Origin of the sequence: Microcoleus sp. S13C4 (assembly GCF_036700865.1) — a bacterium.
In the GTDB taxonomy this organism is placed as follows: Bacteria; Cyanobacteriota; Cyanobacteriia; order Cyanobacteriales; family Microcoleaceae; genus Microcoleus.
The window spans coordinates 44156-57568 of sequence record NZ_JAUBPS010000017.1 but is presented as its reverse complement, the minus strand read 5'-3'; the positions used below and the strand labels follow the sequence as shown (position 1 = coordinate 57568).

The window sequence follows — 13413 nt, the reverse complement described above, 5'->3', positions numbered from 1 at the left end:
ACAGCTAACTGGCTTTTTTGAGGGCGATCGCCCGTGATGAAGGCTTTCCTAGGTGAATGCGTTCGCTATTGTTAAGAATGGATGAAACTTAAATGAGTAGGTCACTCCCAATAGCGGCGATAGCCGCTCTTTGACCAGCCCGCTGGCTGAGTGCGATCCTCTTCGAGAGCTGCGCTAACGACGTATTTACGTCATCCTAGGTGCTCGCGATCGATAATCAACAAGATTTATTGTCGATCGCGGTTGAAAAAAATCAGATCGAGCGATCCTCTTCTCCGGCTGCGCTAACGTCGTCAACCAAATGGAAGGTGTTTGAGAGCCTTCTTCACGCGCGCGTGACAGGGCTGCCGCTCTTTGACAAGGCCAAACCTGTCTTGTACTGATAAATTTGTCAGTTCAATCTTCTGACTATCAATGAATATCCCTAGATTTTTACAAGGGCTTTTCGCCCGAAAATAGCTTAATTATTTGAGCTTTTTTTTAGTGATATAGTAGTCGCTACCAACCAAAATTACCCTAAATATCTAACTTTTAAGGGGTAAATATTTGGCAGTTTGTGGGTGTAATGACAATCAGGATTCCGGTGTATTTACTGCTGGTGTCGCACTGATAAGTACCTTCGGGTTGTTGATTGGTGGAGTCATTTTTAATGATTTGGGCATTTCCTAGCATTTGCAGCAGTAAGTATATATCTATCTGCCCTTTGACTGGTTCCGTAAGATAGTTTTTATGGAGTTATGGGGATTACGTCAATTACAACTCAAGAGTCAGGAAAGCTTATTCACACCTCACTCTTGAGCAGGCGGCTCAAACCAGTCAGGATTGTCGCGGATAGCAGTTGCCTTTGTTTTAGCTAAAATACATCCGGGAAGAAATGGGTAGCCATCGCGAGCCTTGCGTCCAAATATCGCCTGAATTCAAAGAAGACTTACGGGAGAGCCCTTCAACTGTTGAAACAATCTGGCGAACCAAAGTCGCGATCGCTTCACTTCAGAATCCCGAGCGCCTTGACAAGCTGTTCCGGCTGCACTTCTAAATAGCGCTGGAGGCTCGACAAATTTTTGTGACCTGATATCTCCATAATTACCCGCAGTGGCACCCCAGCATTGCTCAAATTCGTGAGTGCTGTCCGCCTCATCGAATGTGTGGAAGCTCCCTTAATTCTTACCCGCTTGCAAGCTTCTTTAAAAATCAAGTCTGCCTGAGAGCGTGTCAAAGGCTTCGTACCCTCTCGCCCCGGAAACAAAAAACCCGCATCTGGATTGTAAGCCAATAAAAACTTAGCCAACATGGGATGTAGCGGCAGCGTTCGCGTTGCTGACTTGCCCTTAGTTGTCGCTTTCCGCAGCGTCACCACACCGCCAACAATGTCCTGAGTTGTTAAAGCTAACGCCTCTGAAATACGACAGGCACAATAAAAAGTCACAGCAAACAAAAGCCTATCCCTTGCTGTAACAAAACCCCGGTCGAACAGCCTAGATATTTCGGCTGGCGTCAAAATCTTAGCACGCCCGTTGCCTTGAACCTTCACGGCGCAGCCCTCCAAAATGAAAGCTCCCTTATTATTGGACGAAAGTGTCCTTACGTCAAGTCTGCCGAAAAGCTTTTATCGCTTGATGGGCCACTTGCGGGGCGCAGCGCCGAGGATGCCTCCGCCCGCGTCCTTTATTGCAGTTAGATTGGCTTTTATTGCTACTCAACTGACTTAAATTCTCAGGCAAATTGATAATTGGCAAGGTGGCGATCGCATCTATGAGGTCTAGGAAGGTAACAGGTTTAATTGCCGCCATAACAGTACGCTCAAATAGAAGTGGCGCTTGTAATAATTTGATTATACTATTTTTATATTCACTTTGCAAGTTGTTTTGCTAGTTTTGTTCCCCTTTAATAAAAAATTAGGATTTTATAGGAAAATCGCTTATTCTGGTCAAAAGAACTGCCCAAGCCTTACGAAGGCTTGGGCATTGTTATAAGTTTCGGAGGGTAAACGAGTACGCTGGTTGATTGAGAAACTTTTCGTTCGCTGCTAGGACACTGAACGCGCACTTTCACCTAGTTGGGAAGTAGCAGATGCTAGGGTATTTGCAATCACCGCTTTGGGAGCAAGCTTGAGGATGATAGGCATCACAATTAGGGGAGAATTTTCCAGCCGATTTTTGATTTGAGCCTGCAACCATTCAATAGAGGAATCAGAGCCGTTAACTTTTTGCTTGAACCCCAGTTCTGGCGCAGCAGCTTTGATGGCGCTAGCAATTTTGCGAGCTTGCCTAAGTGAAATTATTGAAGTATTAACGGCAGGAACTGAGGTTGTGCTTGCGCCTGAATGTGCGGCAAAATCAATTGGTTTTGCTGGTTTGTTTGGTGTTTTTTTGCCTGTGGTCTGATGGCGAGTGTGATGGGATATGGCTGGTTTCTCAATTTCAATTGTTGCTCCATTTACGGCACTGCCAATACCATCGGATGGTGTTGCGACTGTTGACACATTTACTTGGGTTCGATTGTCTGTGAGTTCTTCTTGGGCTGCTTCAGGTTTGTGCAGGAATACTGAGGCTAAGCAAAAGAGAGTGGTAAAAAGGAAAGGGGGAAATAGTACATCGTTGATAGTTTGGATAGTCATATTAACAGAAAACTCCAAATCAAAATTTTCGCGGTAAGCATTGCTAACCTTTTTTAGATTGCAACAGTTGACAACATGGTGCAGCATGGCTACACGGGCTGAAAAAACGGATAATTAACTTCAGCCTTTTGGATGATTAACTGAGGAGAAATACACCTCCTCTGATAATTAATTCAAAGGCTCCGACCTGCTGTACGAGGATCTAAGCGGTTTCAGGAAAGCGAAAAGTTGTGTTTTCTTTCTTTGCGATCGCCTCGCGCGTGACGGGCGCCAATGCGAGGGGACAGTGGCGGGTGAGCGTTCAGTCGCCACAATTAGCACTCTCTGCGGAAAGTGGTTTCAGTAGCTCGCTTTGTTTGTAGGCCGGGTGCGGGAATTGTTAGTTCAGCTGTCTTCCACTCCGCGACGGTAGGCGCGGAGATAAAAGTTAATCAAAAATTAATCGGACATTACTGTCATTTCACCCATAACTTGGCACGCTAGATGGAACCTTGACATCCTCCCCACCCGTATACTTAGCACTGCGTGCCAAGATCTTTGAGGGTGGGGATTCCTCGGAACTTTTGGATCGCTTCCGAGTTTTTACAGCCTCACGACTGTTACTTCCTGCTTCAAGGCACCCGCCGCCATCCTTATAGGAGTTTGGTCTTACAGTCGCTCCACAGGCTATCACCGCAAGTCCTGCGGCTAAAATATTTTTCCCGGCATTTTCATCTCGATCGTGATGGGTATTGCACTTAGGACAATCCCATTCCCGTATTTTTAAGGGCAATTTATCAATGATATGCCCACAACAATGACACCGTTTTGAACTGGGAAACCACTGGTCAATTTTGATGAAAGTACGACCATACCAATTAGCTTTATACTCTAATTGGCGGATTAATTCTCCCCAACTCGCATCCGAGATCGCTTGAGCCAATTTGTGATTCTTCAACATCCCTTTCACATTTAACGTCTCCGCCACAATTACTTGGTTTTCGGTAATCAGTTGAGACGTTATTTTGTGCAAGTTATTTTTGCGGATGTTGGCAATCTTTTCGTGGATACCCGCTAGTTTCAATCGAGCTTTATGGCGATTATTAGAGCCTTTATGCTTTCGTGCTAAAGCTTTATTTAATCGCCTGAGTTTTTTCTGCGCTTGGAGCAGTGACTTGGGATTGTTAAACTTCATCCCGTCACTGGTCGTCACTAACGCATCAATGCCCAAATCCACTCCATTTTGTTTCATTGAGGTGGGTTTGGGCATTATTTTTGTATCACACAAAATGGAAATGAACCATTTACCAGAAGGTGTAAGTTTTACCGTCATTGATGACGGATTAGAATTCCTTGGAAGTTGACGCGACCACAGAATATTGAGTGGTTCATCGCATTTTGCTAGGAATACTTTACCTTCTTTAAGGGTAAAGGATGACTTGGTAAAGGTTGCAGAACCGCCATTTCGCTTCTTCTTGAAGTTGGGATATTTCGCCCGACCTTCAAAGAAGTTACTAAAGGCAGATTGTAAGTGTCTCAACGATTGTTGCAAGGGAACCGAGGACACTTCTTTGAGAAAATGCAAATCTTCCTGCTTTTTCCATTGAGTTAAAGCGCCAGAAGTTTCTTTATATCCAATCCGCTTCTGTTCTGTATAGAAAGCATCGGTTCTGAGTGCTAAGGCTCGGTTGTAAACTAACCGCACACACCCTACCGTTCGTCTCAACAAGGTTTCTTGTTGGGGCGTTGGGTAAAATCTGTAACGGTAAGCTTTTTCCATTGACAATTTACTATTTTTTAGACTCTTTACATCTTAATACGGAATCTGTGAATTCGACCAAAAATCCCGAAAAGTTTACATGACATTAACTGGATATTTGACTTACTTTTTGCGCCTTTCATCCCCAACCGAATTCACTCCCCCAAGCGCGGATCTGTTTCTCCGTTTCGTTGAGGTTGGGGTTTTCCGGCGCATTTGATAAAGTGGCTACTGCTTTCGTTATGGGTGAAGTGACAATTACCGAATGAGCAACTTAAAAAGTATGTTGAGCAGCAGGCAACTCCTGAATAAATACTGAGCATCAATCGCGATCGCCATGAGAGACTCATCCTGTCCCCCCTTCTGCAAGCTCTAAGCGGTGCGCGTAAGTGTTGACGAATTGCCCCGAAAACAGGGATTTCACCATTACCTGAGCCCCTGCAACAGCTCTAACGACATATTTCTGAACCTCACCGCAGAACCTCACCACCGAGCCAACTTTAAGCTCAAACGGTGCAGTTTGGGGTACTTTTGCCTCAAGTGTGGGAGTAACATGATTGGACGGTGTGGGAATGACGTGATTTTCCGGCTCTATCGCTTCATAAGAAGCTGCAACTCCCATCCCTTCTGTTGTTACTGTTGTCTCTGCGGGTTCAGCTTCCACTCCGAACACTTGAGAGGCGTGACCCCATTCCTTACCCAGAGGTGGCACACCCTCTGACATCCCTATATTATTATCCGACCCTGTGCCAGCAGTTCCCACCTCATTAATCTGTTGAGGCACACCCTCAGAAAACACACCCTCTGACATCCCTATACTATTATCCGACCCTGTGCCGACAGTTCCCACCTCATTATTTTGTTGAGGAAAACCAAGAGGCGGCACAACCTCAGATATCCCTATATTATTATCCGACCCTGTGCCAACAGTTTCCACCTCATTATTTTGTTGAGGGAAATCCTGAGAAAACACACCCTTTGATATCCCCATATTATTATCCAACCCTGTGCCACTAGAAACCCCTTCTAAACACTTTCGTGCACCTTCCGCCAAAGAAACTGCCTCTTTATCCCGCTGCTGCCAAACCTCAAAAATCGCCTCCCTGCCATCCTGGGGAAACTCAAACTGGTAAACTCTAATGCGTTTGGGCCGACCTTTAGCATCTCGTTCCTCCGACCTTTCTTGGCGAACCCGCCGCAAAGTAAAGCCCAGCTTACCCCTTAAAATATACTGCACCACTTCCATTGGTGTCATCTGAGGACTGACACTAATACCCAGAAAATCCTTAATATCAACACTGCACTGCTTCACTTGTTCCGCAAAAGCTATCACATCCGCGTCAGTCCCTCGGTACTCTCGATTAACATTAAACAACGACTTTATCCCCAACGCCTTCAAAGCTTCCACACTTGCCGTCAGCAAACGCAAATCTTGAGGACACACCTTTCCTTGCCCCCTTTCCAGATGCCCCGCCAAGTGATTTTTATCTCGAAATCTGACCAACTCCGGGTCATAAATCAAATAGTAATGTAAGCGAATTTGAGGCAGCCAGCCAGCATCATCCTTCAACTTAAGTTCAGGCGTGATGGGCACTCCATAAGTCTCTTGTAATTGATACTTGCGCTGCTGGTTTAGTTCATCACGAGTCTTAGCCCGTTTGTCCTTCAATTCTAAGTATTTAGAAAGAGTAATCTCAGAAGCATTATTAACAGCCTGCGCTTCTAACAATTTATTCTCTTCCTTGATAGATGTCGCTTCTGCACGGATGCAAGCTGCTACCGTTTCCCGGCTATCTAACTCCGACTTTAATTTGCGGTCTTGCGACTCTAGTTCTTCCAATAAATCCCAATTTTGAGCATTGTTTGCTGCAAGCTGTCGTAACAGCAAAACTTTGAGTTCTTGTTGTAATTGATTTTCTCGACATAGCGAAACAGAATGCCCTTCAGCTTTTAAAGCTTCCCAAATTGCCTCCCTGTAGTTCCACATCCCAGCATTAATTCTCGCCCCCATTTTAGCCCAAGTTCGCAAGTTAATTGGGTCGCAAGCTTCATCAATGTCAAAATCCACGCCTTGCAACAATTTGAGATTGGTTGTGATGACTTTTTTTTGAGATTTTAGAATTGCTTGGTAACTCGAACTGCCATTGCCAATTTTGCCCACACCAAAGGGCGCAGTCCAGACAAACCAAGGCACAGTTTCATCTCGAACTCGCGCTAGTGCTTGCAAAGCGTCATTGACAGCAATTGCTCCTTTAAAAATGCCGAAAACCGCTGTAAAATGATGGCGAAGGTCAATGCTAACTCCAGTGCCAATTGTGGGACTAGCGATGATGATGTCATAGTTTTGTATGAGCGTATTTAGTTGGTCAATGCAACCGTAAGCGGGATGATTTGGATCTGATACTGATTCGCTATCAATCCTGAGAATTCGCTGATGAGGAAAGCGTTTTTGCAGTTGGGTTTCAAGGTTGCGGCAAGACCAATTTCCTGTAACTTTTTGTGAGTCTTCTACAACCATAATGCGCGGGCGATATCGCTCTATAGGGTGAGATTCAGTAAAATTTTTAAAGTTACATTCAGTAAAGTTTATTGGGCTACATTTTGCGGTTGTTTCACAATCACACTTAGCAGGGTTTTTACAGTCATATTCACTAGGGTTTTCCGAAACATATTTAGCAAAGCATTTAGAGTCACATTCAGTGAATTTTACAATAGGACATTCACCAGAGGTTTTCTGATAATATTCAGGATGGCTTTTACAGTCACATTCAGCGCCTTTTACAATAGGACATTCACCAGAGGTTTTCTGATAATATTCAGGATGGCTTTTACAGTCACATTGAGCAGGTTTTACAGGACATTCACCAGAGGTTTCTTGACCATATTTAGCACAGATGTCACTGTCATATTTAGCGCATTTTACAGGATATTGACCAGAGGCTTTTTGACCATATTTAGCACAACAGATGTCACTGTCATGTTTAGCGCATTTTACAGGATATTGACCAGAGGTTTTCTGACAATATTCAGTAGGGCTTTTAGAGCCATATTTAGTACAGGTTATAGGAGAGCATTTGGCACGAGTGTTAAAGCCATATTCAGCACAGGTTATAGGACAAAAATTGGCACGGCTTTTTAACCCATATTCACCCCGGATTACAGGAGAACATTTGACATGGCTTTCAGAACTACATTCAGCAGGAGTTTTACCACCAAATTCGGCACAGTTTAAGCTTATAGGACAGCATTCGGCACGGCTTTCAATGTCACAACAAGTGACTTCTTGAGACAGAATTTGCTCCATTTGCACATACAGCGAAGCCGGGTTAGAAGTGGCAAAAAAAGTCACATCTCGCCCTCGTTTTGGCTGCCACTCATTGATAACAACCCAAGGGGAAATAGGAATGCCTGCTATGGCTATTAGGTAGTCTATGCTGTAATCCGATAAATCTGCATCTTGGGCAACAACTAAGCCGCCACTTGTCAAGACGTTGTGGATGAGTTCTTGCAGAGTTTGCAAGATGGCGACTCGGTTTTCGCGGCAAGTTGAACTGTTTAAGGCGTGCCAAATGACTTGTTCGCACTCGTCGATGATGACGATCGCACCGAACCAGTCTTCTGGATTGAATTTAGCTTGAGATAGGGGGTGGAGGCTGTCTATGCACAAGCCATATCCGAACAGTTTACCAAGGGCTGAGTCTCTGGTTTCGTCGATGTAGTTGATTCCTAAGCTGGCACAGATCGCCCTGCCTAGTTGAATCCTATGGGTAATTATCAGCACGCGGCGATCGCCTGTGGAAAGGGATTGTGAGACTAAGTTGGTGAGGGCTTGGGTTTTGCCGGTGCCTTTGGGGGCTTTGATGCAGGCTAACCCGGACTCTGGATAGGGGAGTTTTCCCAAATAGCGAGAATTTAGCTTTAAAGACGCGGGATACGTTAAAAGCCATGATTCCCTATCAAGCCAGAATTGGAAGCCTTGCGCTTCATTTTTGAGGGCGCTGAAGGCATCTTCGCCCTTTGATACCACGAAATCGTCAACGCCTTTTTCTGGCCCTGGCAGGTTGATGACTTTGACGGGGCATTTGGCGGCTGTGAACAGGCGACCGAGTTTGCCAATTTCCCGGTTGACGTTCTGGATGGTTTGGCGTTTGCTGTCGCGGTCAAAGCAGATGTAGATTTCCCGCCCTGGGGTGGCGAAGTGTTGGAGTTCGGGGATGAGGTAGGGGTCGCATTTTTCCCCTTGAGGGGTTTTGGTTCTGACACCGCCGGTGACACCGGGGAGGGCGATGGCGGCGTAGCCCAGTGTGAGTAGGCATCCGGCTTTTTTTGCGCCTTCGACGATGATGACGGGGATGTTGTTGTCCCATACCCATTGCCAGAACTGAGGCTGGTTCAGGGATGAGGTAGGGGTCGCAGAGGGGCTGCACGGGCTAGGGGCAGAGGAGAGATTTTCGTCTTCCCTCTCCCCGTCTCCCCGTCTCCCCGTCTCCCCGTCTCCCCGTCTCCCTTGCTCCCCGTCTCCCTTGCTCAAGAGCTCCCCATCTCCCAAATCCTCTGGGTCGATGGGGACACCGTAGCGGGCTGCGACTTTTGCCCAGATGTGGTCTGGGACTTGCAGGAAGAAGGCTCTGGTGGGGGTTTTGGGGGGGTGTTCGTATTTGACGGGTTTGATTTTGCCTTTGGGGTCAAAGGTATTTCGGGGCTGGTGGGGTTTGAAGCAGCCCCAATACATGGGCTGCCAGTTGTTGAGGGGGTCAAGACCATTGCACCACCAGCCACCGTGTTCGATGTGGCTGTAGTGCTTTCTGGCCCACCGCCATTGTGCGTCGGGGTGGACTCTGCCGGAGGCGGCGTTGATTTCGTACAGGAGGTACGGGTAGGGGGTGTCGCCTGAGAGGGTTTGGACGTTGAGGGCGATGAGGTCGGGGTCTATGGCCGAAGCCAGCCATTCGGACAGGGGGGAGATGGGTGATGTCATTGGACACCCCCGGTGTTGGTGGAAGGTCGGGGCAGCCGGAAGCGGTTAGGCGGGGTTGAGGGGGCTTTTCGTAGGGGTAGGGGTGTTTCTCTGGTGTCAGCAAGGCTGCGGGCAATTCCCGTGCGTTTGGTTTGACGGCAATGCTTCCAGCACCTCAGATAAATTTCTCTCGTCACGTTTTATATTGGGCAGAATTTGAAATCAATCCTTAGCCTGTCTGACTCGGCTGCTGTGGTTAGTGACACTCCGTTAAACTACTCAAACTACTCAGGAGATTTTTAGGCGCTGAAAGCTATACAGGACAAAGGTTTCAAATTTACAACTTTTCCGAATACCCCCTAAACTTTTCCGAATACCCCCTAAACTTTTCCGAATACCCCCAAAGTGTTTAGGCGCTGAAACCATTGTCAGATAAGAGATTCAAGCAAATTTGCCAATTTTTTAGGTGTTTAGCGGTTTAAACACTCTGCTGCTCAAAAAGCTAAAAAGACCCCGTGAATTGGGAGTCTTTCCGCTGGATGCAAGATGCCTTTTGGTTGGCTAGTTACTCATTTAAGCCAAGGTGACGAATTATCTTGGTTTTCAGGCTGGGCTTGATGGTATGTGGATAGCAGCCGTTTTCAATCTGAGATAGCTGGGATGCTGAAATCCCCAGCTCTTTTGCCATTGTTCTCAGGCTTTCTTCCATAGTTTTCCGAGCTTCTCTCACCCATTGACCAAAAGCTATGGGTTCGGTTAGGTTGGCTGCTGGCTGAGCTGACTTCTGCTTGTGGGCGGGTCTTTTGGGCGGTTGCGGTTGCTCTGGTTTTGGTTCGGGTTGTTGTGGGTGTTTGGGTAGCGCTTCTGGCTGGCGTAAAGTCCCGTTAAGTTGTAGCCAGGTTTCAAACCAGTGATGGGGCTTTTTAACTTGGCTGTTTGGATACGCCCAGTCAGGGACATCGGACTCGTAGTCAAAGAGGTAGGGGTATTCAAAATTTCCCAGTGTTTTCAGCCCTCGATCGAAGCTGCGCTTTAAATTCGAGGCAGTAACTCCGTTTCTCTTGGCTGTCTCTATGTCGTTCTTATACCCGATTCGCGTCAGCAGTGTTTCTATTTGATACCGACCGCTTTTGTGCTGTTGCAGGGCAAATAGGGCAAAATAAGCCAGTCTGAGAGCCATTTTTTCCTGGTAATAATCTAGTTTTAGCGCCTCGCTGGTAATGTAGCCAAATTCCCGCAAGTATTCGTGACCTGCAAATTTGTCAAACCATTTGCCAGGGCGATAAGTGATTTCAATATCGATCAAGGTGTTTTTTTCTTGATGAAACACCTCGGTAATTTGAAAAATCTCCCAGAGATTGGAGTGTTCAATAGTAAATATTTTATTGCGTATCCGCCAAGCTTTAACGGAAACTTCTAATCGTTTTAGCAGATATCCATGATAGGCTAAGGCTCTTAGTTTTTCTTCTTTAGAAAGGTATCGGGCTGGCTGGCTATTGGCGTCTCGTTCGGCTTTTGGGATGTAGTGTTTCTTTTTGTTATTCTCACCAAAGTCAGCTAGGAGTTTAGATGCTGATACTGTAATTTGCTCTCTCCCGACTTCGGGCTTGCGGAAGGCAATCATTGCCAGTGCATAGTGCAGTTTGAGGGTTTCTTCTCCGAAGTTCTGGGCGATAATTTCCTTGGCTTGATAGGCAATTTCAGCAAAGTCTGTTAGGTCGAAACGATCGCGGATTTGCAATTCAACTCGACCTTTGGAAAAATCTTTGCGACCATTCAAACTGGTTTCGCTTATTTCCCAGAAATCCATACCAGTGACTCCAGCCGTATAGATCGTATCTGTGATTGCACTACTGGGGCATTCTTCGTAGAATTTTCTTTGGCAGAGGCGGGGTTCTGTAGATGACTTATGTGACCGTTGCGATTGCTTTGGCTCCGCGTAGGAGCTGTTGCTAAGGTTATTAGAGTCTATATTAACCTCAAGGTTTTGATTATCGCAGATTTTCTTGCCAGACATGGGGGTGATCTGTCTCCACCTGTTATGGTCGGTCCATCGTGCTTGTCAGGTTGATGGGTTTGCTAATTACAAAGTTTTCTCGCATTACGAAGTAAATCGCTCTTCTGTGGGGCCGTTGCGATCACTCACCCAGTAGCGGCGGTGGCAGGGCTGGGGGTAAATGTCAGCGATCGCTATCAACTCTCCTCCGTCTTCGCGGTTTCTGAGTTCTTTTGCTTTTGCCAGTCTTTGATTGCCCTAATGACTACGTAAGCAGCGCCGTTGGCGGCAATTGGCGTACCGGTGATCAGTCCGTAGCCTTTGGGGTAGCAGCGGTATTGAGTGCCATCGGCTTTGTCTACCGTCCAGCCGTTGGTTACGGCTTCTTTCATTTGGGCGGGAGTCAGTGGCTTTTGCTGCCAGCCCGTGCCTTGAGGGACTTTCTTGCCGTCGAGCAAGCAGAGTTGCCAGTCTTGAGGAATCCGCGACAAGCCCTAGTACAGGCGGGTGCTTAGGTCGTTGTAGTGCATTTTGGCTCCTATTCCAAAGGGTAGAGGAAGCCGAATGTTGGAGCAGCAAATGTCTTAAATACTAGAAATTCTAAGACATACCTATTGATTCACTGCTTCTAATGGTTTAATATGGAAAAACCATCAAGGCAGCTTTAACAAGTCGGCCAGAGATGTACCATCATCAAAAGCTGGCTCTAACAAGTCGGCCAGAGATGTACCATCATCAAGAGTCGGCTCCAACAATTCGGCCGATAGATGTGATGTACCGCCATCAAAAGTCGGTTAAGTCCGGCCGATGGAAGTACAGTCAAGAGTCTGCCCGGTCTGGCAGTTAACTCTTAGTCAGATGACAACTTCAGTAGCTCCGGTGGCTATCGCTGTCAAACAGCCGTCGGTGTTTAATGTCTGGGAAGAGTCCAGTTCAGAAAAAAATCAGAATGGGGATTCTAAGGTTGTTTTTCTGTACAACTGTATCTCTTCCACTGGTAGAATAGCCTCACTTGCGATTCCGACTAGGATTAGGGTGAGGCAAAATTTTTTGAGGGTCTGATAAAAGTATTTATCATTTAACTAGCATATAGCCGAGTATAACTTTGATCAAGTAAAGAATTGTTACGTTTTGGGTCAAAGTATTAGTGGCTATCATTATCCCGTCTAAGGCTAGCGATTGGAGCTTAGATTAAGTTAGGCGAATCATACTATTGACTGTAAAACGAGTTATTCTGGTATAATACAGGCGATACAATTATGCCTGCGGCAACTCCTTAGCTATTAGAAAACAGGAATGTCAACGAAAGTAGAGGAAAATTTAGCGCTCGATAGTGGAATCCAGAAACGTCTCGGTCAGTTAATAGAGGCGTTGGTGGAGGATGAGCGCGTTGGTAGTTCTAGGGAACTAGGAAGGATTACAGGAGTTTCATTCAACACCCTGGTGAACTGGAGCGAGGGCAAAGCCGATCCCAGATTGCAAAAGTTAGTCCAGTTTGCCTATGCGATCGGTTGGTCTATGACAGAGTTGATGCAATATGCGGAAGGGGATGAAGATCCCTATGAGGCGATCGCTCGTAAAAAAAAAGCACGACAGCAGAAGTATCGGAAAGTATCTTAACAAGAGAAAAATATCCATTTATTCAATATTTCAATGCCACGCTAACTGCCGAACAAATTCAGAAGCGTGACTTATTTTTACAGCGTATTAAAGCTGATTTATTACCGGATATAACATCCCGCAAAAGGCTTTATGTCTTGTTAATAGACAGCATGGCAGTTAAGGGTATTTCAGAATTAGATATCTTTGAAAAACTTTCCATTTCAGAGAAATTACTGTCGAAGATTCGGAATCTCAACATGGAATTTCAGTTCGGTCGTTCCTACTTAGAACAGTTAGCGCCCTATCTTTTTCAAGTGGAGGATTGGGAAGAGTTAAGACCTGTTTTTAAGGTGCCATACATCTCTTATCAGGGGTGGGTTGATAATCTGATTGAAGACTTACAAGTGGCTGAACCCCTATCTATAGCTATAGCTTCAATGAAATAGTTCCTAAAAAATGACCGATAAATTTGAGATGGGAAAGTAAGAACTGAGGTCAAACTT

The 13413-nt window shown here is 45.9% G+C and carries 10 protein-coding genes; 3 read left to right on the top strand and 7 right to left on the bottom strand.

Annotation, left to right across the window (positions count from 1 at the left end):
* Window positions 1-985: 985 nt before the first annotated feature.
* From QT996_RS09870 to QT996_RS09860, 3 genes are all read right to left on the bottom strand, one after another.
* Window positions 986-1531, bottom strand: a complete 546-nt coding sequence (locus QT996_RS09870) for a tyrosine-type recombinase/integrase (protein WP_015211723.1) — start codon at window positions 1529-1531, stop codon at window positions 986-988.
* Between the two features lie 55 nt (window positions 1532-1586).
* Entirely contained in the window at window positions 1587-1790 is a 204-nt protein-coding gene (locus tag QT996_RS09865; protein WP_333046231.1) for a hypothetical protein, read from the bottom strand.
* A gap of 236 nt (window positions 1791-2026) precedes the next feature.
* Window positions 2027-2617 (bottom strand): hypothetical protein, encoded by a 591-nt coding sequence (locus QT996_RS09860; protein WP_333046230.1) that lies wholly within the window; start codon window positions 2615-2617, stop codon window positions 2027-2029.
* A gap of 230 nt (window positions 2618-2847) precedes the next feature.
* Here QT996_RS09860 and QT996_RS09855 point away from each other — a divergent pair, with 230 nt between their 5' ends.
* On the top strand, window positions 2848-2979 hold the full coding sequence (locus tag QT996_RS09855) for a hypothetical protein (RefSeq protein ID WP_333002731.1): 132 nt from the start codon (window positions 2848-2850) through the stop codon (window positions 2977-2979).
* A 98-nt stretch (window positions 2980-3077) separates the two neighbouring features.
* Here QT996_RS09855 and QT996_RS09850 read toward each other — a convergent pair whose 3' ends face one another.
* The 4 genes from QT996_RS09850 to QT996_RS09835 all read right to left on the bottom strand — a co-directional run bounded on the left by QT996_RS09850 (window position 3078) and on the right by QT996_RS09835 (window position 11799).
* Window positions 3078-4376, bottom strand: a complete 1299-nt coding sequence (locus QT996_RS09850; RefSeq protein ID WP_333046229.1) for an RNA-guided endonuclease TnpB family protein — start codon at window positions 4374-4376, stop codon at window positions 3078-3080.
* Between the two features lie 325 nt (window positions 4377-4701).
* Entirely contained in the window at window positions 4702-9333 is a 4632-nt protein-coding gene (locus QT996_RS09845) for a plasmid replication protein, CyRepA1 family (RefSeq protein WP_333046228.1), read from the bottom strand.
* A 544-nt stretch (window positions 9334-9877) separates the two neighbouring features.
* A complete protein-coding gene (locus tag QT996_RS09840; RefSeq protein ID WP_333046227.1) occupies window positions 9878-11122 on the bottom strand; it encodes a helix-turn-helix transcriptional regulator in 1245 nt (414 codons plus the stop codon).
* Between the two features lie 383 nt (window positions 11123-11505).
* Window positions 11506-11799 (bottom strand): DNA primase, encoded by a 294-nt coding sequence (locus QT996_RS09835; protein WP_333046226.1) that lies wholly within the window; start codon window positions 11797-11799, stop codon window positions 11506-11508.
* An 805-nt stretch (window positions 11800-12604) separates the two neighbouring features.
* Between QT996_RS09835 and QT996_RS09830 the strand changes: the two genes are divergently transcribed.
* Together QT996_RS09830 and QT996_RS09825 are read left to right on the top strand one after the other, a co-directional pair.
* Window positions 12605-12928 carry a transcriptional regulator gene (locus tag QT996_RS09830; protein ID WP_333046225.1) on the top strand — a complete coding sequence of 108 codons (324 nt, stop codon included), beginning with the start codon at window positions 12605-12607 and terminating at the stop codon, window positions 12926-12928.
* A 152-nt stretch (window positions 12929-13080) separates the two neighbouring features.
* Entirely contained in the window at window positions 13081-13356 is a 276-nt protein-coding gene (locus QT996_RS09825; RefSeq protein ID WP_333046224.1) for a lipase, read from the top strand.
* Window positions 13357-13413: the final 57 nt, after the last annotated feature.

Bases quoted from the DNA above. Each gene is read 5' to 3' on its own strand.
- QT996_RS09850 (WP_333046229.1), bottom strand. From the start codon at position 4,376: ATGGAAAAAGCTTACCGTTACAGATTTTACCCAACGCCCCAACAAGAA.
- QT996_RS09825 (WP_333046224.1), top strand. From the start codon at position 13,081: ATGGCAGTTAAGGGTATTTCAGAATTAGATATCTTTGAAAAACTTTCC.
- QT996_RS09830 (WP_333046225.1), top strand. From the start codon at position 12,605: ATGTCAACGAAAGTAGAGGAAAATTTAGCGCTCGATAGTGGAATCCAG.
- QT996_RS09840 (WP_333046227.1), bottom strand. From the start codon at position 11,122: ATGGATTTCTGGGAAATAAGCGAAACCAGTTTGAATGGTCGCAAAGAT.
- QT996_RS09845 (WP_333046228.1), bottom strand. From the start codon at position 9,333: ATGACATCACCCATCTCCCCCCTGTCCGAATGGCTGGCTTCGGCCATA.
- QT996_RS09860 (WP_333046230.1), bottom strand. From the start codon at position 2,617: ATGACTATCCAAACTATCAACGATGTACTATTTCCCCCTTTCCTTTTT.
- QT996_RS09865 (WP_333046231.1), bottom strand. From the start codon at position 1,790: ATGGCGGCAATTAAACCTGTTACCTTCCTAGACCTCATAGATGCGATC.